At 64.5% G+C, this 24711-nt stretch carries 23 protein-coding genes and 1 other RNA gene; 8 read left to right on the top strand and 16 right to left on the bottom strand.

Annotation, left to right across the window (positions count from 1 at the left end; translation table 11 throughout):
- Positions 1 to 31: 31 nt before the first annotated feature.
- The 8 genes from gcvH to MnOB_RS18075 form a co-directional block, all read right to left on the bottom strand.
- Positions 32 to 421, bottom strand: a complete 390-nt coding sequence (gene gcvH / locus MnOB_RS18110) for a glycine cleavage system protein GcvH (RefSeq protein WP_077525615.1) — start codon at positions 419 to 421, stop codon at positions 32 to 34.
- Between the two features lie 43 nt (positions 422 to 464).
- On the bottom strand, positions 465 to 1547 hold the full coding sequence (gcvT, locus tag MnOB_RS18105; RefSeq protein WP_077525614.1) for a glycine cleavage system aminomethyltransferase GcvT: 1083 nt from the start codon (positions 1545 to 1547) through the stop codon (positions 465 to 467).
- Between the two features lie 220 nt (positions 1548 to 1767).
- Positions 1768 to 3387: an ABC transporter permease gene (locus MnOB_RS18100; protein ID WP_077525613.1), complete on the bottom strand. Its 1620-nt coding sequence runs from the start codon at positions 3385 to 3387 to the stop codon at positions 1768 to 1770.
- 73 nt (positions 3388 to 3460) lie between these two features.
- On the bottom strand, positions 3461 to 4462 hold the full coding sequence (locus MnOB_RS18095; RefSeq protein WP_077525612.1) for an extracellular solute-binding protein: 1002 nt from the start codon (positions 4460 to 4462) through the stop codon (positions 3461 to 3463).
- Positions 4463 to 4627: 165 nt separating this feature from the next.
- Positions 4628 to 5848, bottom strand: coding sequence for a 2-octaprenyl-3-methyl-6-methoxy-1,4-benzoquinol hydroxylase (locus MnOB_RS18090; protein WP_077525611.1), 1221 nt, complete (start codon positions 5846 to 5848; stop codon positions 4628 to 4630).
- Between the two features lie 45 nt (positions 5849 to 5893).
- The gene (ubiH, locus tag MnOB_RS18085; protein WP_077525610.1) at positions 5894 to 7078 is read right to left on the bottom strand and encodes a 2-octaprenyl-6-methoxyphenyl hydroxylase; all 1185 of its coding nucleotides are present in this window, start codon (positions 7076 to 7078) and stop codon (positions 5894 to 5896) included.
- A gap of 1 nt (position 7079) precedes the next feature.
- The gene (gene pepP / locus MnOB_RS18080) at positions 7080 to 8414 is read right to left on the bottom strand and encodes a Xaa-Pro aminopeptidase (protein ID WP_077525609.1); all 1335 of its coding nucleotides are present in this window, start codon (positions 8412 to 8414) and stop codon (positions 7080 to 7082) included.
- Between the two features lie 38 nt (positions 8415 to 8452).
- Complete coding sequence (locus MnOB_RS18075; protein ID WP_077525608.1) at positions 8453 to 9007, bottom strand: YecA/YgfB family protein; 555 nt, start codon at positions 9005 to 9007, stop codon at positions 8453 to 8455.
- Positions 9008 to 9212: 205 nt separating this feature from the next.
- On the opposite strand from MnOB_RS18075, the gene MnOB_RS18070 reads away from it, so the two are divergent.
- The 4 genes from MnOB_RS18070 to MnOB_RS18055 all read left to right on the top strand — a co-directional run bounded on the left by MnOB_RS18070 (position 9213) and on the right by MnOB_RS18055 (position 10622).
- Positions 9213 to 9422, top strand: a complete 210-nt coding sequence (locus tag MnOB_RS18070) for a TIGR02449 family protein (RefSeq protein ID WP_077525607.1) — start codon at positions 9213 to 9215, stop codon at positions 9420 to 9422.
- Positions 9419 to 9733: a cell division protein ZapA gene (locus MnOB_RS18065; RefSeq protein WP_077525606.1), complete on the top strand. Its 315-nt coding sequence runs from the start codon at positions 9419 to 9421 to the stop codon at positions 9731 to 9733. Before MnOB_RS18070 ends, MnOB_RS18065 begins: the two co-directional genes overlap by 4 nt.
- Positions 9734 to 9836: 103 nt before the next feature.
- Positions 9837 to 10016: non-coding RNA, 6S RNA (gene ssrS, locus MnOB_RS18060), on the top strand.
- Between the two features lie 9 nt (positions 10017 to 10025).
- Positions 10026 to 10622, top strand: coding sequence for a 5-formyltetrahydrofolate cyclo-ligase (locus MnOB_RS18055; RefSeq protein ID WP_077525605.1), 597 nt, complete (start codon positions 10026 to 10028; stop codon positions 10620 to 10622).
- Positions 10623 to 10670: 48 nt separating this feature from the next.
- Here MnOB_RS18055 and MnOB_RS29385 read toward each other — a convergent pair whose 3' ends face one another.
- The gene (locus MnOB_RS29385; RefSeq protein WP_256873449.1) at positions 10671 to 10805 is read right to left on the bottom strand and encodes a hypothetical protein; all 135 of its coding nucleotides are present in this window, start codon (positions 10803 to 10805) and stop codon (positions 10671 to 10673) included.
- A gap of 204 nt (positions 10806 to 11009) precedes the next feature.
- Between MnOB_RS29385 and MnOB_RS18050 the strand changes: the two genes are divergently transcribed.
- Entirely contained in the window at positions 11010 to 11459 is a 450-nt protein-coding gene (locus MnOB_RS18050) for an EVE domain-containing protein (protein WP_077525604.1), read from the top strand.
- 50 nt (positions 11460 to 11509) lie between these two features.
- Entirely contained in the window at positions 11510 to 13354 is a 1845-nt protein-coding gene (locus tag MnOB_RS18045; protein WP_077525603.1) for a sensor domain-containing diguanylate cyclase, read from the top strand.
- Here MnOB_RS18045 and MnOB_RS18040 read toward each other — a convergent pair.
- Positions 13345 to 13758 carry a flagellar basal body-associated protein FliL gene (locus MnOB_RS18040; protein WP_077525707.1) on the bottom strand — a complete coding sequence of 138 codons (414 nt, stop codon included), beginning with the start codon at positions 13756 to 13758 and terminating at the stop codon, positions 13345 to 13347. The genes MnOB_RS18045 and MnOB_RS18040 overlap by 10 nt on opposite strands.
- A 175-nt stretch (positions 13759 to 13933) precedes the next feature.
- On the opposite strand from MnOB_RS18040, the gene MnOB_RS18035 reads away from it, so the two are divergent.
- The gene (locus MnOB_RS18035; RefSeq protein ID WP_077525602.1) at positions 13934 to 14911 is read left to right on the top strand and encodes an NADPH:quinone oxidoreductase family protein; all 978 of its coding nucleotides are present in this window, start codon (positions 13934 to 13936) and stop codon (positions 14909 to 14911) included.
- Between the two features lie 58 nt (positions 14912 to 14969).
- Here the strand turns inward: MnOB_RS18035 and MnOB_RS18030 are convergent, their stop codons facing one another.
- The 4 genes from MnOB_RS18030 to trxA all read right to left on the bottom strand — a co-directional run bounded on the left by MnOB_RS18030 (position 14970) and on the right by trxA (position 19384).
- The gene (locus MnOB_RS18030; protein ID WP_077525601.1) at positions 14970 to 15938 is read right to left on the bottom strand and encodes a CDP-6-deoxy-delta-3,4-glucoseen reductase; all 969 of its coding nucleotides are present in this window, start codon (positions 15936 to 15938) and stop codon (positions 14970 to 14972) included.
- A complete protein-coding gene (ubiD, locus tag MnOB_RS18025) occupies positions 15938 to 17404 on the bottom strand; it encodes a 4-hydroxy-3-polyprenylbenzoate decarboxylase (RefSeq protein ID WP_077525600.1) in 1467 nt (488 codons plus the stop codon). The genes MnOB_RS18030 and ubiD overlap by 1 nt, the downstream gene beginning before the upstream one ends.
- 130 nt (positions 17405 to 17534) lie before the next feature.
- Positions 17535 to 18794: a transcription termination factor Rho gene (gene rho, locus MnOB_RS18020; RefSeq protein ID WP_016495310.1), complete on the bottom strand. Its 1260-nt coding sequence runs from the start codon at positions 18792 to 18794 to the stop codon at positions 17535 to 17537.
- A 263-nt stretch (positions 18795 to 19057) separates the two neighbouring features.
- Positions 19058 to 19384 carry a thioredoxin TrxA gene (gene trxA / locus MnOB_RS18015; RefSeq protein WP_044873156.1) on the bottom strand — a complete coding sequence of 109 codons (327 nt, stop codon included), beginning with the start codon at positions 19382 to 19384 and terminating at the stop codon, positions 19058 to 19060.
- 363 nt (positions 19385 to 19747) lie between these two features.
- Between trxA and ppx the strand changes: the two genes are divergently transcribed.
- Positions 19748 to 21250 carry an exopolyphosphatase gene (ppx, locus tag MnOB_RS18010; protein ID WP_077525599.1) on the top strand — a complete coding sequence of 501 codons (1503 nt, stop codon included), beginning with the start codon at positions 19748 to 19750 and terminating at the stop codon, positions 21248 to 21250.
- A gap of 57 nt (positions 21251 to 21307) precedes the next feature.
- On the opposite strand, the gene ppk1 is transcribed toward ppx, so the two are convergent.
- Positions 21308 to 23560 carry a polyphosphate kinase 1 gene (gene ppk1, locus MnOB_RS18005; protein ID WP_077525598.1) on the bottom strand — a complete coding sequence of 751 codons (2253 nt, stop codon included), beginning with the start codon at positions 23558 to 23560 and terminating at the stop codon, positions 21308 to 21310.
- 20 nt (positions 23561 to 23580) lie between these two features.
- The gene (gene hemB / locus MnOB_RS18000) at positions 23581 to 24594 is read right to left on the bottom strand and encodes a porphobilinogen synthase (protein ID WP_077525597.1); all 1014 of its coding nucleotides are present in this window, start codon (positions 24592 to 24594) and stop codon (positions 23581 to 23583) included.
- Positions 24595 to 24711: the final 117 nt, after the last annotated feature.

The raw sequence follows: 24711 nt of genomic DNA, 5'->3' as shown, positions 1-24711 counted from the left end.
TAGCGAGGCTTTTTGAAGGATAGCGGGTGAATCAGCTATCGGCGTCGGCGGCTGCCTTGTAGGCGGCGGCGTCGAGCAGTTTGTCCAGGTCGGCCGCGTCGTTGGGCTTGAGCTTGAAGAACCAGGCGCCATACGGATCGCTGTTGACGCTCTCAGGGGCGTCGCTCACGGCTTCGTTCACGGCGATCACTTCACCGGCGATCGGCGCGTAGATGTCGGAAGCGGCCTTCACCGACTCCACCACGCCCGCTTCCTGACCGGCGGACAGGGTCTTGCCGACTTCCGGCAGTTCGACGAAGACCACGTCACCCAGGGCTTCCTGGGCATGGTCGCTGATGCCCACGGTCACGGTGCCATCGGCTTCCAGGCGGGCCCACTCGTGGCTCGGGGCGTAACGCAGTTCAGCGGGGATGTTGCTCATGTCGAGTTCCTCAGAGTCTGTGGCGGATGGCCCGCCTGAAAATTTAGATCAAGGCTTTGCCATTGCGCACGAAGTTCGGCCGAACGACACGAACCGGGAACCACTTGCCGCGGATTTCCACTTCGGCACGATCGCCGGTGGCCATCGGCACACGCGCCATGGCAATGGATTTGTTCAGGGTCGGGGAGAAGCTGCCGCTGGTGATTTCACCCTCGCCAACGCCTTCCACGCGCACCACCTGATGGGCGCGCAGGACGCCGCGCTCTTCCAGCACCAGGCCGACCAGCTTGCTCGCCACACCGGCGGTGCGTTCGGCTTCCAGGGCCTGACGACCGATGAAGTCGCGGGATTCGGGCTCCCAGGCAACGGTCCAGGCCATGTTGGAAACCAGCGGTGAGGCCTCCTCGGTCATGTCCTGGCCATAGAGGTTCATGCCAGCCTCCAGACGCAGGGTGTCGCGGGCGCCGAGACCGATGGGGGCGATGCCGGCGCCCACCAGTTCGTTGAAGAAGCCGGCGGCCTGGTCAGCGGGCAGCAGGATTTCCAGGCCGTCTTCGCCGGTGTAACCGGTACGGGCGATGAACCAGTCGCCGTCAGGCAGGCCCTGGAAGGGTTTGAGTTCGTGGATCAGTGCGGCGCGTTCGGTGCTCAGCAGTTCGGCCACCTTGGCGCGGGCACTGGGGCCCTGGATGGCGAGCACGGCCAGGTCGGCGCGTTCGGTCAGGCTGACGTCGAAGCCCTGGCTGCGGGCCTGCATCCAGGCGAGGTCCTTGTCGCGCGTGGCGGCATTGACTACCAGGCGGTAGCCGAAGTCGGTGACGTAGACGATCAGGTCGTCGATCACGCCGCCCTTTTCATCGAGCATGGCGCTGTAGAGTGCCTTGCCAGAGGCCTGCAGGCGCTCCACATCGTTGGCCAGCAGGTACTGGAGCCAGGCCTTGGCCTGGCTGCCGGCAACATCCACTACCGTCATGTGGGAGACGTCGAAGACGCCGCAATCGCGGCGCACCTGATGGTGCTCCTCGACCTGGGAGCCGTAGTGCAGCGGCATGTCCCAGCCGCCGAAATCGACCATCTTGGCTCCCAGCGCCACGTGTTGGTCATGCAATGGAGTGCGCTGTCCCATGGGTTTCTCCTTCCGGGCTTGGCGAGGATGCGGCTGGCCTTCGGAGCGGGTTCATCCGCTGCCGCGGCGGGGTGGGCCGCAACGAATGGCGCGCATTGTAGCCGCAAGGTGGGACAGTGGACACTCCAGCCGCCCGTTAGCAGCTACCGCTTCCGCGAGCAGGCCAAAGGCCATCGCAGCCCGTCTCGCCCGGGCCTCGGCGCGCCGTTCGAAGTCGGCTTCAGTGGCCGATCCGTCGTGCCGAACGGCGTATCAGGCCGATCACTGGCAGCAGGCCGACCAGCACCAGGGTCAGGGCGGGCAACGCGGCGCGCGCCCATTCGCCTTCGCTGGTCATCTCGAAGATGCGCACGGCCAGGGTGTCCCAGCCGAAGGGGCGCATCAGCAGGGTGGCGGGCATTTCCTTGAGCACATCGACGAACACCAGCAATGCCGCGCTGAGCGTGCCCGGCACCAGCAAGGGCAGGTAAACCCGGAAGAACAGCGCCGGGCCACCGACGCCAAGACTGCGGGACGCTTCCGGCAAGGACGGACGGATACGTGCCAGGCCGTTTTCCAGCGGTCCATAGGCGACCGCCATGAAGCGCACCAGGTAAGCCAGCAGCAAGGCGCCGAGGCTGCCCAGCAGCAATGGCTTGCCGGCACCACCCAGCCAACCGGAAAGGGGGATCACCAACTGGCTGTCGAGATAACTGAAGGCGAGCATGATGGAAACCGCCAACACCGAACCCGGCAAGGCATAGCCGAGGTTGGCCAGCCCCACTGCAGCGCGAACCGGACGGGTCGGGGCCAGGCGTCGGGCGAATGCCAGCAGCAGCGCAACGCAAACGGTCAGCAGCGCCGCCATGCCACCGAGGTAGAGGGTATGCAGGATCAGCCCGGCGTAACGCTCGTCGAGATCAAAACGACCGCGCTGCCAGAACCACACCAGCAGTTGCAGCATGGGAATGACGAAGGCGCAGGCGAACACCAGCGAGCACCAGCAGGTCGCCGCCAGGGCCTTTACCCCATGCAGGTGATACAGCGCCTTGCCTCGCGGTCGTTCGCTGGCCGGGCGGCTGGCACCCCGGGCACGGCGCTCGCCGTAGAGCACCAGGCAGACGCCGAGCAGCAGCAGGCTGGCTAGCTGGGCGGCGCTGGAGAGGCTGAAGAAGCCATACCAGGTCTTGTAGATGGCGGTGGTGAAGGTATCGAAGTTGAAGACGGCCACGGCGCCGAAGTCGGCCAGGGTCTCCATGATGGCAAGGGCCAGGCCGGCGCCGATGGCCGGTCGCGCCATGGGCAGGGCGACGCGCCAGAAGGCCTGCCAGGGCGATTGCCCGAGCACTCGGGCGGCTTCCATCAGGCCCTTGCCCTGAGCCAGGAAAGCGGCCCGGGCCAGCAGGTAGACGTAGGGGTAGAAGACCAGCACCAGCACCAGGATCACGCCGCCGGTGGAGCGCACCCGGGGTAGCCGCAGGCCGGTGCCGAACCACTCGCGGAGCAGGGTCTGCACCGGCCCGGAGAAATCGAACAGGCCGATGAAGACAAAGGCCAGGACGTAGGCCGGGACGGCGAATGGCAGCATCAGCGCCCAGTCCAGCCAACGCCGGCCGGGGAATTCGCAAAGGCTGGTGAGCCAGGCCAGGCTGACACCGATCACGGTCACGCCCACCGACACACCGGTGACCAGCAGCAGGGTATTGCCCAGCAGGCGTGGCATCTGGGTTTCCCACAGGTGGGACCAGATTTCCCCATCCACCTCTCCCCAGGACAGCAGCAGGACGCTCAGGGGCAATAGGACCAGGACGGCGACGGCAAAGCTGATGGGATACCAGCGACGCTGGGCGGGATGGGCCACGCAAACCTCTCGGGGATCGAAACAGGACGCCCCGGGCTGGCCGGGGCGTCGAGTATAGCGGCAGAGCGGTGGATCAGTTCCAGCCGACCCGGTCCATCATCTTGATGGCTTCAGCCTGGCGCTTGCCGGCGACCTCCACCGGGATGGTGTCCGCCTTGAAGCTGCCCCAGGCGGCGACTTCCTCGGACGGCTTGACCTTCGGATTGGCCGGGAATTCCTGATTGATACCGGCGAACAGGGCTTGCGCCTCATCAGTGGTCATCCATTCCACGAGGGCCTTGGCGGCCTCGGGATGCGGCGCATGCTTGGTCAGGCCGACGCCGGACAGGTTGACGTGGACGCCACGGTCAGCCTGGTTCGGCCAGAAGATCTTCACCCGCAGTTCCGGGTTCGCCTTGTGCAGGCGGCCGTAGTAGTAGGTGTTGACGATACCGACGTCGCACTGACCGGCATCCACCGCCTGGATCACCGCGTTGTCATCGGCGAACACGTCGGTCGCCAGGTTGTTCACCCAGCCCTGGAGGATTTCCTCGGTCTTGGCCGCACCGTGGGTTTCGATGAGGGTGGCGGTCAGGGACTGGTTGTAGACCTTTTTCGCGGTACGCAGGCAGAGCCGGCCTTCCCAGTTCTTGTCGGCCAGCGCCTCGTAGGTGGACAGCTCTTCCGGCTTCACCCGCTCGGTGGAGTAGACGATGGTCCGCGCGCGCAGCGACAGGCCGGTCCAGGCGTGGCTGCCGGAGCGGTACTGGGGCGGAATGTTGGCGTCGATGGTCGGCGAGGTGAACGGCTGAAGGATGCCCATCTGCTCGGCCTGCCAGAGGTTGCCGGCGTCCACGGTGAGCAGCAGGTCGGCTACGCCGTTATCGCCCTCGGCCTTGATCCGCTGCATCAGCGGAGCTTCCTTGTCGGTGATGAACTTGATCTGCACGCCGGTCTTGGCGGTGTAGGCATCGAATACCGGCTTGATCAGCTCATCGATCCGCGAGGAGTAAACCACCACTTCATCGGCGGCCTGGGCCGAAGCGGCGGCGGCGGACAGCGCGAGAAGCGCGAAAAGGGACTTACGTACCCGCATTGCAGGAGCCTCTTGTGATGTCGACGAAGGCTGAATGATAGTCAACCTCAGTTGTGAACTCTAAGGGTTTATATGTCGGGGTATGTATTCATGGGTTCCGAACGAACGAAACCCAAGAATCGACACACGCAGTTGTTGCGGCGCGGGCGATACGTATGGAGGTTCTTAGGCGCGCGCCAGGTCCGGTAGATCGCCGGAAAGTCCCAACGCCTGGCGTACGAAAAGCGCCTTGGCCTCGGGCATGCCATCCACCCATTTCAGGCCACTGTTTCGCAGCCAGCGCAAGGGCAACGGATCGGCCTGGAACAGACGCTCGAAGCCTTCCATCGCCGCCATCATCGCCAGGTTGTGGGGCATGCGCCGACGTTCGAAACGCCCCAGCACGCGCTCGTCGGCCAGGCGCTCGCCACGGCCAGCGGCATGCTGCAGCACTTCGGCCAGCACGGCGGCATCGAGGAAGCCGAGATTGACCCCCTGCCCCGCCAGCGGGTGGATGGTGTGGGCGGCATCGCCGATCAGCGCCAGGCCCTCTTCGACGTAGCGCTTGGCGTGACGCTGGCGCAGCGGGATGCACAGGCGCGGATCAGCACCGAGCACGTCGCCCAGGCGCCATTCGAACGCCCGGCCGAGTTCGCTGCAGAAGCCGGCGTCGTCGAGGGCCATGAGGCGCTCGGCCTCGGCCGGGGTTACCGACCAGACGATGGAACACCAATGCTCGCCGTCACGCTCAAGGGGAAGGAAGGCCAGCGGGCCGTCGTCGGTGAAACGCTGCCAGGCCGTACGCTGATGCGGTTCGGCGCAGCGCACGCTGGTAACGATGGCGTGGTGCAGGTAATCCCATTCACGGGTGGCGCAGCCGGCGAGGCGACGCACCGCGGAGTTGGCGCCGTCCGCGGCCACCACCAGTGGCGCGCGCAGTTCGCGACCATCCACCAGGGTCAGCAGCCAGTCGTCGCCGGAACGGCGCATCCGCTCGAGGCGCGCACCGGGCATCAGGCCAATGCCGCTGTCGTGCAGGGGCTCCATCAGGGCGTCCTGAATCACGCGGTTCTCGACGATGTGGCCCAGCACATCGGCATGCACGCTGGAGGCGGAGAAGTGGATCTGCCCGGTGCCGGAGCCATCCCAGACATGCATATCGGAATAGGGGCTGCTGCGCCGCGCGAGGACACCCGGCCAGGCGCCCAGGCGCAGGAGGATGCGCTGGCTCGCGGCGGACAGGGCGCTGACGCGCGGTTCGAAGGCGCCGGCCGGGTCGAAGGGTTTGACGCTGAGCGGGCTGCCATCGATCAGCAGGATGTCCAGGCCACTGTCCTTGAGCGCCAGGGCCAGCGCACTGCCGACCATGCCGGCGCCCACGATGATCAGATCCGCGCGCAATTCCATATCAGGCCTTGAGGCTCCCTGTGTGTCCGTGTGAGGCACGCCCGATCAGTCCGGGCGAGTGCCCAGGCCCATAGCCTGGCGGGCGAACCAGCGCTTGGCCGGCGGCAGCAGGTCGAGGCCGAGCAGGCCCAGGTTGCGTCCGGCGGTCAGCAGCGGTTCGGCGTTGGAGAAGAGGCGGGTCACCTGATCGGAGAAACCCACCGTGAGGTTCTGGTCCAGGCGTTGGCGCTGCAGGTAGTTCTGCAGGGTGACCAGATCGCCGAGGGGCCTGTCGCTGGCCAGCAATGCCTCGGCCAACGCCTGGGCGTCGCGCAGGGACAGGTTGTAACCCTGGCCGGCGATGGGGTGGAGGCTGTGGGCAGCGTTGCCCAGCACCACCAGGCTGGAGCGCACCTGTTCCTCAGCTTCGACCAGTTCCAGCGGATAGAGGTGCCGTGCACCGACCTGCTGGAAGGCCCCGAGGCGGTAGCCGAAGGCGTCCTGCAGCTCGTCGAGGAAGCGCCGCTCATCCAGCCGGGCAAGGCGCTCGGCATCATCCCCTGGGCGGCTCCAGATCAGCGCACAGCGATTTTCCGGCAGCGGCAACAAGGCCATCGGGCCATCATCGGTGAAGCGTTCGAACGCCTGGCCGCGATGGGCCTCCAGCGGACTGACGTTGGCAATCAGTGCCGTCTGCCGATACGGGGTGCGACGCACGCCGATGCCCAGTTGCTCGCGCAGCCCGGAGCGCCCGCCATCGGCGAGCACCGCGAGGTCGCAATCGATTTGGGTCTCGTCATTCAGGGTCAGGCGGTATCCACCTTCCAGCGCCTGCATGCCGACCACTTCGGCCGGGCAATGCCAGGTCACCACCTCCTCGTCCAGCGCCTGCCAGAGGCATTGGCCGAGCCACGCGTTCTCGACCACATAGCCCAGGGCCGGCACGCCCTCTTCGAGGGCCGCCAGACGCGCGGCGCCGAAACGTCCGCGATCGGAAACGTGGATCTGCAGGATGGGCTCGGCACGCTGCGCGATGGTCTGCCAGAGGCCATGGCGCTCGTAGATCTGCCGGCTGCCGAAGGACAGAGCGGAAGAGCGCGCGTCGTAGCTGGGCTGGAAGCCGCTGCCGGGGGCGAAGGGTTCGATCAGGACGATCTTCCAACCCCGCGCCCTGGCACCGTCCTGCAGCGCCAGGGCGAGACTGGCGCCGACCAGGCCGCCGCCAATGATCGCAACTTGGCAGTGATGCATGTCAGGCGGCCTGGCTGCGCGCAGCAGCCATCAGCGCCTCGATTTCGTCCACGGACTTGGGCACGCCACCGGTGAGGATTTCGCAGCCGGTCTTCGTCACCACCACGTCATCCTCGATACGCACGCCAATGCCGCGCCACTTCTTCGGCACATCCTGGTTGTCGGCGCCGATGTAGATGCCGGGTTCGACGGTCATCGCCATGCCGGGTTCCAGCACGCGCCACTCGCCACCGACCTTGTATTCACCGACGTCGTGCACGTCCATGCCCAGCCAGTGGCCGGCACGGTGCATGTAGAAGGCTTTGTAGGCCTCGGCGGCGATCAGCTCGTCAACGTCGCCCTTGAGCAGGCCCAGCTCCACCAACCCGGCGGTGATCACCTGCACGGTCGCCTCATGGGCGGCGTTCCAGTGCTTGCCGGGGGCGATTTCGAGGAAGGCGGCTTCCTGGGATTTCAGCACCAGCTCGTAGATGGCCTTCTGCTCAGGGCTGAAGCGACCACTGACCGGGAAGGTGCGGGTGATATCGCTGGCATAGCAATCGAGCTCGCAGGCGGCGTCGATCAGCACCAGATCGCCGTCCTTCAACGGGGCGTCGTTCTCGCGGTAGTGCAGGATGCAGGCGTTCTTGCCGGCGGCGACGATGGAACCATAGGCCGGCATCTTCGCGCCGCCCTTGCGGAATTCATATTCCAGCTCGGCTTCCAGGTGGTACTCGTACAGACCTGCACGGGAGGCCTGCATGGCGCGCACGTGGGCACGGGCAGAGACCTCGGCGGCCTCACGCATGACCTTCACTTCCGCCGCCGACTTGTACAGGCGCATGTCGTGCAGCAGGTGATCGAGCGCAACGAATTCCTTGGGCGGTTGGGCGCCTTGGCGGGCCTTGGAGCGGATGGTGTTGACCCACTCCATCAGGTGCTGATCGAACTCGGTGTTGGTGCCGATGGAGTAGTAGACGCGACTGCGTCCTTCGATCAGGCCAGGCAGGATGTCGTCGATGTCGCCAATGGGGAACGCGTCGTCGGCGCCGAAATCCCGGATGGCGCCGTCCTGACCGGCGCGCAGGCCGTCCCAGAGTTCACGCTCCGGATCGCGCTCGCGGCAGAACAGCACGTACTCGCCGTGTTCGCGGCCGGGGATCAGCACCAGCACCGCTTCCGGCTCGGGGAAACCGCTGAGGTACTGGAAGTCGCTGTCCTGGCGATAGACGTGCTCGACGTCGCGGTTGCGGATATGCACGGGCGCGGCGGGGAGGATGGCGATGCTGTTGGCTTCCATCTGCGCCATCAGCGCCTTGCGGCGGCGGGCGTATTCAGCCTTGGGGATACGGGTCATGCGCGCTCCTTCAGGGCGGGCGGCGCCCGCCACTCGGGTCAATGCAACGAGGGTTTGGCGGCCGGCGCGGCGGGCTTGGCGCACTCGGCGAAGAGCAGCAGGGGCGCGACGCGCAGATACTCCATCACTTCCATATAGTCGCTTTCGCCGTCGTCGGAATCCTCCAGTGCGCTCTGCACCTGGGCGATCGAGGCGAGGTCCTGGAGTACTTCGACGGCTTCGCCGGACAGCGCACCTTCGCGGGCGGTCAAGCCGAAACCACCGAGGAAGCCCTGGCACCACTGGCCAAGGGCGGTGGCACGCTCGGCCAGAGGCGCGTCGTCGCTGGGCAGCAGCAGGACCACGGCCATTTCCGTGCCGGTCAATTCGCTCTTGACCATTTCCTGCAGGCCGATCAGGGCCTGGCGCAGGTTGTCCTGCGGGGCGCTACCGAGCAGTTCGGCGGCATCTTCCAGCCAGGGCTCCGGCTCGAAACCAGCACCGGCGCAACTGCGACCCAGCAGCATGCCGTGCAATTCAGCGGGAGAAACCGGCTGGCCAGTGGAGGCGAGGAGCGCGGCGAAAGCGTTGTAAGGAGAATTCGAACTGGACATATGGGTGGCTAGGCGCCAGAGGGCGCAATCACTAGAATGACGGCCTCGTATCCTAGCAGCCTGGCGCGACGAAGGCAGCATTGGCCGCCCGTCCACCGGGCCCTATCTACGGGCATGCGACAATTCGCACAGTCGCCTGCGGGTTTGACCCTTCCCCGTGTCAGTCCTATATAGTCCCGGTCACTCCTCACCAAGTAGACAGCCCATGGAAGACGCCGAACTGCATGCACTGACAGCCAAGCTGGAACAGCTGATCCAGCGCGTCGAGCAGCTCAAGGCCCAGAACCGGCTCCTGCTTGCCAGCGAGAAGGCCTGGCGCGAAGAACGCGCTCATCTGATCGAAAAGAACGAAATGGCCCGGCTCAAGGTCGAAGCGATGATTTCGCGCCTGAAAGCCCTGGAGCAGGATTCATGACCCAGTCCAACACCGTCACCGTCCAAATCCTCGATAAGGAATACTGCATCGCCTGTCCTGCGGACGAGCGCGCCAACCTGGAAAGCGCTGCCCGCTACCTCGACGGGAAGATGCGCGAGATACGTTCCAGCGGCAAAGTCATCGGTGCCGACCGCATCGCCGTAATGGCGGCGCTGAACATCACCCATGACCTGCTGCACAAGCAGCAGCGCCTGGACCAGGAAGCCACGTCCACTCGCGAGCGGGTGCGTGACCTGCTGGAACGCGTCGATCACGCCCTGGCCGCCGACCCCGACGCCCAGCAGGCCTGAGCATCGTCCGGCTGCGACCAAGTGACGCTTTCTGGCGTTTTTTGACGCGACCGGACCGACGCATTGCAGTTTCCTGAACGGTTCTTGGGGTATACTCGCCGCCAGCTCCCTGGTGTGTTGGCCAGTCGGTGATGTCCCTGAGCCGATAAATGCAACCACGGGGGTTGCAAGTTGAGGCCGGTGTGCATGTCCGCCTGACGGAAAGCCTTAACGCCTCCTGCAGCCTCCACCTTGAACTTTCGGGTTCAAGGGCTAACCCGACAGCGGCACGACCGGGGAGTCTATTTTCTTCATGATCTGCGCCGGTTCCCATTCCCGCCAGAGCTTGCGCCGCCTGCTCCGCCAGGCCCGTCGCGCACTTACCCCCCTCCAGCAGAAGCACGCCGCCAAGTCCCTGTACCGCCAACTCGCGCAGGACCCGCTGTTTCGCCGCGCCCGGCACGTTGCCCTCTATTTGCCGACCAATGGCGAAATCGATCCGCGCCCGCTGCTGCGTGAAGCCCAGCGCCGGGGCAAGCGTGCCTACCTGCCGGTTCTCAATGCCTGGCCCCGGGAGAAAATGGTGTTCCAGCGCCTGCTGCCGGGCGAACGGCTGCAGAAGAATCGCTTCCGCATCCTCGAACCGCGCGCCAATCAGGCGCAGCAACGCAAGGTCTGGGCACTGGATCTGGTCATGATGCCGCTGGTGGGCTTCGATGAAACAGGTGGACGCCTGGGAATGGGCGGCGGCTTCTATGACCGCAGCCTGGCCTATCTGGCGCGCCGTCGCCAATGGCGCAAACCGACCCTGCTGGGCCTGGCGCATGAATGCCAAAAGGTGGACAGGCTGGAGCTCGCCAGTTGGGACGTGGCCCTGCAGGCGACCGTGACGGACAAGGGCTGGTACTGAGGAGACTGACGGCGGCATCGCGATCCTTGCGATGCCGGTCAAGTAGGATCAGGGCTGTTGGGTCAGATTGACGGGTGCGTTGCTTTGGCGTTCCCACAGGCTTTGCGTGTAACCGGTGGTAACGACACCCAGGCCAAAAATAATGACCAATACCCAGAGGATGTCTGGCTTTTTGCGTTTCATCGATTGCCTCCCCCTTGCAGGCAAACTTCGCGCGATGACCGATGGCGAGTTGTTGTTTTGATTGGACCGAACGGCAGCAGCAGCTTAAGGCGCGGCATTCTCCGGCAACGTGAGCGAACACGCAATTTATGACGCCAACCGGCCGTCGGCCGGTCGTGAAGCCCGGGTGCCCCAATTAAGGACGAACGTACAGGAGCAAAGTTCATGCCTTTCTGGCTAATGAAATCCGAACCCGACGAACTTTCCATCCATGACCTGCAGCGCCTGGGCAAGGCGCGCTGGGATGGCGTGCGCAATTACCAGGCGCGCAACTTCATACGCGCCATGCGTCCCGGCGAGCTGTTCTTCTTCTACCACTCCAGCTGCCCCGAGCCGGGCATTGCCGGTATCGCGCGAATCGCTGGCGAGACCTATCCGGACCCCACCGCCCTGGACCCGCAGAGCCATTACCACGACCCCAAGGCGAACGCCGAGAAGAATCCGTGGAGCGCGCTGGACGTGGAATTCGTCGAAGCCTTCCCGCGAGTCATTCCGCTCGGCCGGTTGCGCGAGCAGGCAGTGCTGTCCGGCATGCCCCTGGTGCAGAAAGGTAGCCGCCTGTCGGTGATGCCGGTGACCGAAGAAGAATGGGCCGGAGTGCTCGCCCTGCGTTGAGTCGGGCATGGCCCTGTGCTATGAGGGAGGGAATCTCCCGGGGCGCCCCCATGCCGCACTCTCATCCCGCCTGGCTGGTCCGAACGACACTCGCGCTGCTCTTCCTGGCGCTGTGCGGCACCAGCCTGCTGCTCTGGAAGCAACTGGAAGATGCCCACCAGGACCGCATTCGCGAGCGCGTCGGCTATCAGGCGCGCGCCCTGGCCGCAAAACTGGAAAACAACCTGATCGACGAGGTCGAAGGTCTACGGCGCATTGCCATGCTGTGGAACCACCAGGGCCGGCTTCCGCGAGATGAGTGGAACCTGGAAGTCACTTTCGCCCTGGAGCACTTCCCTGGCTACCAGTCGATTCAGTGGATGGGCGAAGACCTGCGTATGCGCTGGGTCATGCCGGAACAAGGCAACGAGGCAGCCATTGGCTTTCGCCTGACGCGCATTCATCCCAACTTCAACCTCGCCATGCAGGCAAAGGCCAGTGGCGAGGCGCAGCTGTCCAACAGCTTCGCCCTGGTCCAGGGCGGACGTGGCGTTATCCTCTACACCCCGCTGTTCATCAACAATGAACAGGGTGACCGCTCCTTCGATGGCTTCCTCCAGGGCGTATTCCGCGTCGAATCCCTGATGGATGCGCTGCTCGGCAGCCTCGACAATCGCGACTTCAGCGTCCAATTGCTGGAGTCCGGTCAATCCATCTACCTCCAGGAACAACCGCAAAGCCTGGCGGCCCTCAGCCAGCGCGTACCGCTGCATCTGCTCAACAACAGCAACTTCGCCCTGCAACTTTCCCCAACCGAAAAACTGGTGGAGCAGCTCAGCTCGCCGCTGCCCCAGGTGGTCCTTGGTGCTGGCCTGCTTACCAGCCTGCTGCTGGTCGCCGCCCTCTCCCTGGCTTTGGAGAACGCGCGGCGCGCCAGTGCCCTGCAGACCGGCTATCGGCGCCTGAACGAAGAAGTCAGCCAGCGCGAGCACGCCGAACAGGACCTGCGCGAGAGCCGCGAGCGCCTGCAACTGGCACTGGACCTGACCGACTCCAGCCACGATGGCCTGTTCATCTTCGACCTCGCCACTCGCGAGATCCTGCACATGAACCGAGCCACCCATGCGAGCCTCGGCTACAGCGCCGAGGCCTTTCGCCAACTGCTGAAAGATGACCCGGAACAACTCCTGCCCGGCTTCCACACCTGGCTGGAACTGGTGCGCCAGGCTCGCCGGGATGGCAACTCGGGGATTTTCCAGCGCGAGATGCGCCGCGCCGACGACAGCCTCCAGGCGGCGGAAATCAGTGCACAACTGGTGAGTCAGAATGGTCGCGACTATCTGATCGGCGTTTCGCGCGACAATCGCGAGCGGCTGGAACTGGAAGCGCGGCTGCAGCGGCTATCCCAACTGGACGGCCTGACCGGCCTGTACAACCGGCGCTATTTCGACCGGCAGCTGAACGGCGAGTGGCGCCGTTTGCGCCGCCTTGGTGCGCCGCTGGCGTTGCTGATGCTGGACGTAGATCACTTCAAGGCGTTCAACGATCAGTTCGGTCACCAGGCCGGCGACGACGCCCTGCGCCGGGTGGCCCAGGCGCTGCAGCAGAGCCTGCAGCGTGAAGGTGACGTGGCCTGCCGCTATGGCGGGGAAGAGTTCGCCATCATCCTCGCCAACACGGCCGAAGACGGTGCACAACATGTGGCCGAACGGGTGATGGCGCTTGTGGCGGAACTGCAGATCGAGCACCCGGCCAGTCCCGAAGGGCGGCTGACGCTGAGCATCGGCATCGCCGTTTCCGATCCGGCCCGCGAAGAGCAGCCCGACAGCCTGGTATCACGCAGCGACGCTGCGCTGTACCGGGCCAAGCACGAAGGGCGCAACCGCACCTGCCTGTGGGAGAAAGGTCAGGGCTGAATGATCAGGTTGTTGAACAGCAGGTCGTCCACCAGTGGTTCGCCTTCCTCGCCGTTCAACACCTGCTGCACCTGCTTGAGGGCTTCCTGACGAAGCTTTTCCTTCGAGTCGGGCGAGGCCAGGCTCTCGTCGGTCTGCTGGGAGAACAACATCACCAGCTGGTTGCGGATCAGTGGCTCGTGGCGGGTGACCTTGTCCTGCGCCTCAGGCCCGCTAACCCGCAGGGAAACATCGGCCTTGTAGTACTTCAGGCGAGGACCCGGGCCATAGTTGCCGACCAGCGAAGGCACCAGATCGATATAGGCGACTTTGGGCGCCTCACCTTCCTTGGGCTCTTCTTCCTCGTTGGCCACCGCCAGCAAGGGAAGGGTCAGGGCCAGCAGCAATGCAGTCAGTCTTTTCACCAGGGTCATCCTCAGCACGAATGGCGCCTAGCATAGCCACAGCCGCGGCAAGCCCCAAGACCTCCGTTTATGCAGGCCTATCAGGCGCGGCCATGCTGATTGACCGCCCTGCCCCCCAACCTACACTGCAAGGCCACATGCCCGGGGCCCGAGCCCCAAGCCAAGGAGCTCCGCGATGAAAGCCGTCCTGTGCAAAGCCTTCGGTCCCGCCGATACCCTGGTGCTGGAGGAAGTCGCCAGCCCCGAGCCGAAGAAGAACGAAATCCTGATCGACGTCCATGCGGCGGCGGTCAACTTCCCCGACACCCTGATCATCGAAGGCAAGTACCAGTTCAAGCCTCCCTTCCCCTTCTCTCCGGGCGGTGAAGCGGCTGGCGTGGTCGCGGCGGTGGGCGAGAAGGTCAGCCATCTCAAGCCGGGTGATCGCGTGATGGCGCTGACCGGCTGGGGCAGCTTTGCCGAGCAGGTGGCCGTGCCGTCCTACAACGTGATGCCGATTCCCAAGGGCATCGACTTCAACTCCGCCGCTGCTTTCGGCATGACCTACGGCACGTCGATGCATGCCCTCAAGCAGCGCGCCAACCTGCAAGCCGGCGAGACCCTGCTGGTGCTGGGTGCCTCCGGCGGTGTCGGCCTGGCGGCGGTGGAAATCGGCAAGGCGATGGGCGCACGGGTGATCGCTGCGGCCAGCAGTGCGGCAAAACTCGAAGTGGCCAAGGCCGCCGGCGCAGACGCACTGATCAACTACAGCGAGGAAAGCCTCAAGGATCGCGTCAAGGAGCTGACCGGAGGCCAGGGCGCCGACGTGATCTACGATCCGGTGGGCGGCGACCTGTTCGATGCTGCCGTACGCTCGATCAACTGGAACGGCCGGCTGCTGGTGGTCGGTTTCGCCAGCGGTCGCATCCCCGAGCTGCCGGTGAACCTGGCCCTGCTCAAGGGTGCCTCGGTGGTGGGCGTGTTCTGGGGCTCCTTCGCCCAGCGCCAGCCCCAGGACAACCTGGCCAACTTCCAGCAGCTGTTCGCCTGGTATGCCGAAGGCAAACTCAAGCCACTGGTGTCCCAGACTTTCCCGCTGGAGCGCGCAAGCGACGCGATCAATGCACTGGCCACGCGCCAGGCCGTCGGCAAGGTCGTGGTCGAAGTACGCTGATTCGCGCCAACGAAACAAAAAAGGCCGCCCTCAGGGCGGCCTTTTTCATGGCCCTCGCTCAGGAGCGTGGTGCGTAGGCGAACACGTCCGCGCGCATCTGGTGGGCATCCATCCCGGCCGCAACCAGCGCATCCAGGGTGGCGTAGACCATCGCCGGAGAGCCGCTGGCGTAGACCCGCAGTTGCTTGAGGTCCGGGAAGTCCTCGCACACCACCTGGTGCAGCAGGCCACGACGGCCCTGCCAGTCACAGGGGTCGCTGACCACCTTGTGCAGGATCAGGTTGTCCAGGCCCTGCCAATCGTCCCAATGGACCAACTCGTAGAAGTCTTCCGGCTGGCGCACGCCCCAGTACAGGTGTACCGGATGCTTGAAGCCGGTCGCGCGGCAGTGCTCGATCAGGCTGTGGATCTGCCCCATCCCCGTGCCTGCGGCGATCAGCACCAGCGGACCGTCCGGCAACTCCGCCAGATGGGTGTCGCCGAAGGGCATGCGGACCTTGGCCATGCGGGTGCGCTGCAGTTGGGCGAGCAATGACTTGGCACTGTTCTCACGGCCGAGGATATGCAGTTCGATGTCCCGCCCGGCGCTGGGCGCGGAAGCCATGGAGAAGGCCGAGGACTCGCCGTCTTCCCGTTCGATCAACAGGTACTGTCCAGCGTGATAGCGCGGCGGTTTGCCCGCCGGGGCGCGCAGGCGTACGCGCCAGACGTCGCCCCCTACCGGCGCGCACTCGGTGAGCTGGCAGCTCAGGCTGCGCACTGGCAATTCGCCCGGTGCCAGCACGCCATCCCAGTGCAGGACGCAGTCTTCCAGGGGTTCGGCCAGGCAGGTGAACAACTCGCCCTGACTCAGCTCGACGCCATTCTGGAGCACCCGTCCTTCCACCAGCAGGGCCGCGCAAATATGGCAGTTCCCGTTGCGGCAGCTTTGCGGGCACTCGTAGCCGAGCCGACGCGCCGCATCCAGGATGCGCTCGCTGGGAGCCGTCTGGATGACCGCGCCGGAGGGTTGCAGGGTGACACGCATCAATCGATTCCCAGAGAGGACCACAGCTCATCGACGCGGCGCTTGACCGCGTCGTCCTGGACGATCACCCGACCCCACTCGCGGTTGGTCTCGCCCGGCCACTTGTGGGTGGCGTCCAGGCCCATCTTCGAGCCGAGGCCGGAGATGGGCGAGGCGAAGTCCAGGTAGTCGATCGGGGTGTTGTCGATCATCACCGTGTCGCGCTTGGGGTCCATGCGCGTGGTGATGGCCCAGATCACGTCGTTCCAGTCCCGCGCATTGACGTCGTCGTCGGTGACTATGACGAACTTGGTGTACATGAACTGTCGCAGGAACGACCAGACACCCAGCATTACGCGCTTGGCGTGGCCGGGGTACTGCTTCTTCATGGTCACCACCGCCATGCGGTAGGAACAGCCTTCCGGCGGCAGGTAGAAGTCGACGATTTCGGGGAACTGCTTCTGCAGGATCGGCACGAAGACTTCGTTCAGCGCCACACCGAGGATGGCAGGCTCATCCGGCGGCCGACCGGTGTAGGTGCTGTGGTAGATCGGCTTCTGCCGGCGGGTGATGCGCTCCACGGTGAACACCGGGAAGCTATCCACTTCGTTGTAGTAGCCGGTGTGGTCGCCGTAGGGACCTTCGTCAGCCATTTCGCCGGGGTGGATAACCCCTTCGAGGACGATCTCCGCGCTGGCCGGCACTTGCAGGTCACTGCCACGGCACTTCACCAGCTCGGTGCGGTTGTCGCGCAGCAGGCCGGCGAAGGCATATTCGGAAAGCGTATCCGGCACCGGGGTCACGGCGCCGAGGATGGTCGCCGGGTCGGCGCCCAGGGCGACCGCCACCGGGAAAGGTTCGCCCGGATGCTTGGCGCACCATTCGCGATAATCCAGCGCGCCGCCACGGTGGCTCAGCCAACGCATGATGACCTTGTTGCGGCCGATCACCTGCTGGCGATAGATGCCGAGGTTCTGCCGCTCCTTGTTCGGACCGCGGGTGACGGTCAGGCCCCAGGTGATCAACGGGGCGACGTCGCCAGGCCAGCAGGTCTGCACCGGCAGCTTGCTGAGGTCGACGTCGTCGCCCTCTTCCACCACTTCCTGGCAGGGGCCGTCCTTCAGCACCTTGGGTGCCATGGCGATGACCTTCTTGAAGATCGGCAGCTTGGACCAGGCGTCCTTCAGGCCCTTGGGCGGCTCAGGCTCCTTGAGGAAGGCCAGCAGCTTGCCGATCTCGCGCAATTCGCCGACGTCCTCGGCGCCCATGCCCAAGGCTACACGGCCGGGGGTGCCAAACAGGTTGCCGAGCACAGGGATGTCGAAGCCAGTGGGTTTTTCGAACAGCAGCGCCGGCCCCTGTTTGCGCAGGGTACGGTCGCAGATTTCGGTCATTTCCAGCACCGGCGACACCGGAGTGGCGATGCGTTTGAGCTCGCCGCGCTTTTCCAGGCCGCTGATAAAGTCGCGCAGATCGCGATACTGCATGCTTGAGCCTCTTGGGGCGTGCAGGTCGGGGCGCAAAGTTTAGCGCCGAACTGGGTTATTCAGAAGAACAAAGGGGCAGTGCAGAAACGCAAAAGCCGGGTTTCCCCGGCCTTTGTGGAACATCCAAGACTTACTTGCGCTTCATCGACAGGAAGAATTCGTCGTTGGTCTTGGTGTCTTTCAGCTTGTCGAGCAGGAACTCGATGGCGGCGATCTCGTCCATCGGGTGCAGCAGCTTGCGCAGGATCCACATGCGCTGCAGCTCGTCATCGGCAGTCAGCAGCTCTTCGCGGCGGGTACCGGACTTGTTGATGTTGATGGCCGGGAATACGCGCTTTTCGGCGATGCGGCGGTCCAGCGGCAGTTCCATGTTGCCGGTGCCTTTGAACTCTTCGTAGATGACTTCATCCATCTTCGAGCCGGTTTCAACCAGCGCGGTGGCGAGGATGGTCAGCGAACCGCCTTCCTCGATGTTGCGCGCGGCGCCGAAGAAACGCTTGGGCTTCTCCAGGGCATGGGCGTCGACACCACCGGTGAGCACCTTGCCGGAGCTCGGGATCACGGTGTTGTAGGCACGCGCCAGACGGGTGATGGAGTCCAGCAGGATGACCACGTCCTTCTTGTGCTCGACCAGGCGCTTGGCCTTCTCGATCACCATTTCGGCAACCTGCACGTGGCGGGTCGGCGGCTCGTCGAAGGTGGAGGCGACCACTTCGCCGCGCACGGTGCGCTGCATCTCGGTCACTTCTTCCGGGCGCTCGTCGATCAGCAGGACGATCAGGTGGCACTCGGGGTTGTTGCGGGTGATGTTCGCCGCGATGTTCTGCAGCATGATGGTCTTGCCCGCTTTCGGCGGTGCCACGATCAAGCCGCGCTGGCCCTTGCCGATCGGTGCGCAGAGATCGATCACGCGGCCGGTGAGGTCTTCGGTGGAGCCGTTGCCGGCTTCCATCTTCAGGCGCTCATTGGGGAACAGGGGCGTGAGGTTCTCGAACAGAATCTTGTTCTTGGCGTTCTCGGGGCGGTCGTAGTTGATGGAGTCGACCTTGAGCAACGCGAAGTAACGCTCGCCTTCCTTGGGCGGACGAATCTTGCCGACGATGGTGTCGCCCGTACGCAGGTTGAAGCGACGGATCTGGCTGGGGGAAACGTAGATGTCGTCCGGGCCTGCCAGATAGGAAGAGTCGGCGGAGCGCAGGAAGCCGAAGCCGTCCTGGAGAATCTCCAGCACGCCGTCACCAGAGATCTCCTCGCCGCTCTTCGCGTGCTTTTTCAGCAAGGCGAAGATGATGTCCTGCTTGCGCGAACGGGCCATGTTCTCCAGGCCCATGGCGTCGGACATTTCCAGAAGTTCGCCAATCGGCTTTTGCTTGAGTTCGGTCAGATTCATAGGAATGACGTAGATAGAAATGGAGAAGGGAAAGCATTGAGCTTTTTAGGCCGCGCCGCAGAGATAGCGACAGGATCGCTGTGCTTATTCGAATAGGAGTGCGTCGGCGACGGCGTGGAGGGCTGCAAGAAAAAGCAGCGGTCCGAATGTAACACCGGCACAACGGCGAGTCTAGTGCACCCCAATGAAAAAGCCCCGCATTTCGCGGGGCTTCTCCGGGACGCTTCTGACGCTGTTCCGGCGGCGCTGGAGGCCGCGTGGAATCAGATGTTGGCGTCGAGGAAGGCAGCCAGCTGGGACTTGGACAGGGCGCCTACCTTGGTGGCTTCGACGTTGCCGTTCTTGAACAGCATCAGGGTCGGAATGCCGCGCACGCCGTACTTCGGCGGAGTGTCCTGGTTCTCGTCGATGTTCAGCTTGCAGACTTTCAGTTTGCCCTGGTAGTCCTTGGCGATTTCGTCGAGGACCGGAGCAATCATTTTGCACGGACCGCACCACTCGGCCCAGTAGTCGACCAGCACCGCGCCGTCGGCCTTGAGCACGTCCTGCTCGAAGCTGGCATCAGAGACGTTGGTGATGAATTCGCTCATGGAAGGATCTCTCCGTGTTCGGAAGCAAAAAAGTGGAGCCATCATATCCCGGCTTTCCCGGGACCGAAAGCCAAGGGCGATTGAGCTTTGCTATGGCGATACAGGGCAAAACTGATGGATAGGGGTGAGCACGTCAATTCGACTGATGGCCCATGTGCCACTCGGGCGGACCGTCGGCCGAGCTGACGCGCGACTGTCATATCCCACCTATAGTGTGCTCAGCCAGCTATTCGCCAGAGAAAGCCGCATCCCGCCACTGCTCCCCCAGCTCGCGCCGTACTGGTACGAACGTACCGCTATTCGCGTTGGCTCGACCGGGCAACCGTGGCAGGATTGCGCGGTTCAGCCTCGAGACCCGAAACCATGCCGCAGAAGCCCGCCGAAATCCCGTCCCTGATCGCCGCCATCGACCTCGGCTCGAACAGCTTCCACATGGTGGTGGCGAAGGTCGACCACGGCGAGATCCGAATCCTGGAGCGGCTTGGCGACAAGGTTCAGTTGGCCGCAGGTCTCGACGACGACCGCAACCTCAACGAAGAGTCCATGCAGCGTGGCATCGATTGCCTGCGCCGCTTCGCCCAGATGATCGCCGGGCTGCCGGAAGGCGCGGTGCGCATCGTCGGCACCAACGCCCTGCGCGAAGCGCACAACCGCGCCGAGTTCATCCGCCGTGCCGAGGAGGTCCTAGGACACCCGGTGGAGGTCATCTCCGGCCGCGAGGAAGCGCGTCTCATCTACCTCGGCGTCTCCCACACCCTGCCGGACACCCCCGGTCGCCGGCTGGTGGCGGACATCGGCGGCGGCAGCACCGAATTCATCATCGGCCAGCGCTTCGAATCGCAACTGCGGGAAAGCCTGCAGATGGGTTGCGTGAGCTACACCCAGCGTTATTTCCGCGACGGCAAGATCACCCCGGCACGCTATGCGCAGGCCTACACCGCCGCTCGCCTGGAACTGATGGGAATCGAGTACAGCCTGCGCCGCCTCGGCTGGCAGGAAGCGGTCGGCGCCTCCGGCACCCTCCGCGCGGTGGGCCTGGCGATCCAGGCAGCGGGGCTTGGCAATGGCGAGATCAACCCGGAAGGGCTGGCCTGGCTCAAGCGCAAGCTGTTCAAGCTGGGCGATGTGGAGAAGCTCGACATCGATGGCATCAAGCCGGACCGCCGGCCGATCTTCCCGGCCGGCCTGGCTATCGCCGAAGCCATCTTCGAGGCCCTCGAACTCAAGCACATGACGCACTCGGAAGGCGCCCTGCGCGAAGGCGTGCTCTACGACCTGCTCGGCCGTCATCACCACGAGGACGTCCGCGAACGCACCCTGGGCGCACTGATGGAACGCTGCCATGTGGACCTGGAACAGGCCGCCCGGGTCGAGGCCAAGGCCCTTGCGTCCCTGGAACAGGTCGCCGACAGCTGGGGACTGGATGACGATTGGCACCGCGATCTGTTGCTGTGGGGCGCGCGCGTCCACGAGATCGGCATGGACATCGCCCACTACCAGTATCACAAGCACGGTGCCTACCTGATCGAGCACTCCGATCTGCCCGGCTTCTCCCGCCAGGACCAACTGATGCTGGCCCTGCTGGTGCGCGGCCATCGTCGCAATATCCCGAAGGACAGGTTCGCCGAATTCGGCGACGAAGGCGTGAAGCTGCTGCGTCTCTGCGTGCTGCTGCGCTTCGCCATTCTCTTCCACCACATTCGTGGCACCTCGGCCATGCCGAGCGTCCTGTTGCGGGCCTCCGGGAACAACTTCGAAGTGCAGTTCCCGAAGGACTGGCTGGAAGCCAACCCGCTGACCCAGGCAGACTTCGAGCAGGAAGCCGAATGGCTCAAGCGCATCGACTTCGAGCTCAAGGTGAGCTGAAGCCGAAACGCGCAGAAACGAGAACGGGGCCCGCAGGCCCCGTTTTCATTTGCGTGATCAGCGTGCGCTGATCGGCGGGTTGGTCAGCTTGTCCAGCAGGGTGGCCTGGGCGTTGCGCGAGTTCTGGTTGCCGCTCGGGCTGTTGCGCAGATAACGACCATCCGGCTGCAGCACCCAGCTCTGGGTGTTGTCGCTGATGTAGGCCTCAAGCTCCTTCTTCACGCGCGTGAGCAGCTTCTTGCCTTCCACGGGGAAGCAGGTCTCGACGCGCATGTCGAGGTTGCGCTCCATCCAGTCGGCACTGGAGAGGTACATCTTCTCGTCGCCGCCGTTGAGGAAGTAGTAGATCCGGCTGTGCTCCAGGAAGCGACCGATGATCGAACGGACCTGGATGTTGTGCGACACACCAGGGATACCCGGGCGCAGGCAGCACATGCCGCGAACGACGAGATCGATCCGCACACCGCTCTGGCTGGCCTTGTACAGCGCGCGAATGACCTTGGGATCGGTCAGCGCGTTGACCTTGACCATGATGTGCGCGGGCTTGCCTTCGCTGGCGTGCAGCGCCTCGCGGGCGATCATGTCGAGCAGGGTCTTCTTCAGGGTGAACGGTGCATGCAGCAGCTTCTTCATGCGCAGCGTCTTGCCCATGCCGATCAGCTGGTTGAACAGCTTGTGCAAGTCCTCGCAGAGCGCATCGTCGGCGGTCAGCATGCTGTAGTCGGTGTAAAGCCGCGCATTGCCGGCGTGGTAGTTACCGGTACCCAGGTGCGCGTAGCGGCGCAGCTCGCCGTTCTCGCGCCGCAGGATCAGCATCATCTTGGCGTGGGTCTTGAAGCCGACCACGCCGTAGATCACCACGGCACCGGCCTGCTGCAGTCGGCTGGCCAGTTGCAGGTTGGACTCCTCGTCGAAGCGCGCACGCAATTCGATCACCACGGTGACCTCCTTGCCGTTGCGCGCCGCTTCCACCAGGGAGTCGACGATCTCGGAGTTGGCGCCGGCACGGTAAAGGGTCTGCTTGATTGCCAGGACGTTGGGGTCCTTGGCGGCCTGGCGCAGGAAGTCCACTACCGGGGTGAAGGACTCGAAGGGGTGCAGCAGCAGGATGTCCTGCTTGCCCACGACGCTGAAGAGGTTCTCGGCCTTCTGTAGCAGCTTGGGGATGACCGGCGTGAACGTCGGGTGCTGCAGTTCCGGATGGCTTTCCAGGCCGGTGATGCTGAACAGACGGGTCAGGTTCACCGGGCCGTTGACCTGGTACAGCTCGCTCTCGCCCAGGTTGAACTGCTTGAGCAGGTAGTCCGAAAGGTTCTTCGGGCAGGTGTCCGCCACTTCCAGGCGCACCGCGTCGCCGTAGCGGCGCGAGAAGAGTTCGCCACGCAGCGCGCGGGCCAGGTCGTCGACGTCTTCGGTGTCCACCGAGAGGTCGGCGTTACGGGTCAGGCGGAACTGGTAGCAGCCTTTCACCTTCATGCCGGGGAACAGGTCATCGGCATGGGCGTGGATCATCGAGGACAGGAACACGAAGTTGTCGCCCGGTCCGCCGATGTCTTCCGGCACCCGGATGACGCGCGGCAGCAGGCGCGGCGCGGGGATGATCGCCAGGCCGGAGTCGCGGCCGAAGGCGTCGACGCCTTCAAGCTCGACGATGAAGTTCAGGCTCTTGTTCACCAGCAGCGGGAACGGGTGAGTCGGGTCCAGGCCGATGGGGGTGATGATCGGCGCGATCTCGTCGCGGAAATAACGACGTACCCAGGCCTTCAGCTTGGCGGTCCAGTAGCGACGGCGAATGAAGTTGACCTGATGCTTGGCCAGCTCCGGCAACAGGATGTCGTTGAGGATGCTGTACTGGCGGGTCACCTGTTCGTGCACCAGCTCGCTGATGCGCGCCATGGCCTGATGCGGCAGCAGGCCGTCGGCGCCGGCCTGTTCGCGGGCGAAGGTGATCTGCTTCTTCAGGCCGGCGACGCGGATCTCGAAGAACTCGTCGAGGTTGCTGGAGAAGATCAGCAGGAACTTCAGGCGTTCGAGCAGCGGATAGGACTCGTCCAGCGCCTGTTCCAGCACGCGGATGTTGAACTGCAACTGGGACAGCTCACGGTGGATGTACAGGCTGCTGTCATCCAGGCTCGGCAACACCAGCGGAGCTGGTACGGGTGCCGGTACGGGTGCCGGGGCAGGTGCCGCTTCGGCAGCGGGAGCCTCCGGAGCCTCGGGAACCTCGGGAGCCGGAGGGGCCACCGGATTTTCGGTGGCTTCCTTCAGGGGTTCGAGCAATGCGCTGGGATTGAGTCCTTCGGTGTTCATCTGCAGTTCCTGGGGGGAGATCAGGCTCCCGTCTTGAGCATTTCTGCGGCGCGTACGGCGAAATAGGTGAGGATGCCATCAGCGCCGGCGCGTTTGAAGGCGACCAGGGATTCGAGGATCACCGCCTCGCTCAGCCAGCCGTTCTGGATGGCCGCCATGTGCATGGCGTACTCGCCGCTGACCTGATAGACAAAAGTCGGCACGCGGAATTCATCTTTCACCCGACGAACGATGTCGAGGTAAGGCATGCCCGGCTTGACCATCACCATATCGGCGCCTTCGGCCAGGTCGGCGGCCACTTCATGCAGGGCCTCGTCGGTGTTGGCCGGGTCCATCTGGTAGCTGGCCTTGTTGCCCTTGCCGAGGTTGGCAGCGGAGCCGACTGCATCACGGAACGGGCCGTAGTAGGCGCTGGCGTACTTGGCCGAGTAGGCCATGATGCGCACGTTGGGGAAGTCGGCGAGTTCCAGGGCTTCGCGAATCGCCTGGATACGGCCGTCCATCATGTCCGAAGGTGCTACCACCTGGGCACCGGCTTCGGCGTGGGACAGCGCCTGCTTGACCAGTGCATCGACGGTGATGTCGTTCTGCACGTAGCCGTTCTCGTCGAGGATGCCGTCCTGGCCGTGGGTGGTGAACGGGTCCAGGGCCACGTCGCTGATCACACCCAGCTCCGGGAAGCGGTCACGCAGGGCGCGAATGGCGCGCTGGGCGATGCCTTCGGGGTTCCACGCTTCAGCGCCGTCGAGGGATTTCTTCTCCAGCGGCGTCACCGGGAACAGCGCCAGCGCCGGAATACCCAACTCAACCCAGGCCTCGGCTTCCTTGAGCAGCAGGTCGATGGACAGGCGCTCGACGCCGGGCATCGAAGGCACGGCTTCGCGGCGGTTCTCGCCGTCCAGCACGAACACCGGCAGGATCAGGTCATCGACGGTCAGGACGTTCTCGCGCACCAGGCGGCGGGAAAAATCGTCACGACGGTTGCGGCGCAGGCGGGTTGCGGGGAACAGGCGGTTGGCGGGGGTAAAGCTCACAGCAGACTCCAGGGCCCGGAACGGACGCAGTGTGACAAATATAAGGGCCGATTATGACCGAATGGTAACAATGCGGCACAGCGACCCGTAGTCGCGTCGACCGGCGTACGGGCCTTG

Source organism: Metapseudomonas resinovorans (assembly GCF_002003485.1).
In the GTDB taxonomy this organism is placed as follows: domain Bacteria; phylum Pseudomonadota; class Gammaproteobacteria; order Pseudomonadales; family Pseudomonadaceae; genus Metapseudomonas; species Metapseudomonas resinovorans_D.
Note: the sequence above shows the minus strand (reverse complement) of the source record. Positions and strands in the feature narration are given on the sequence as shown.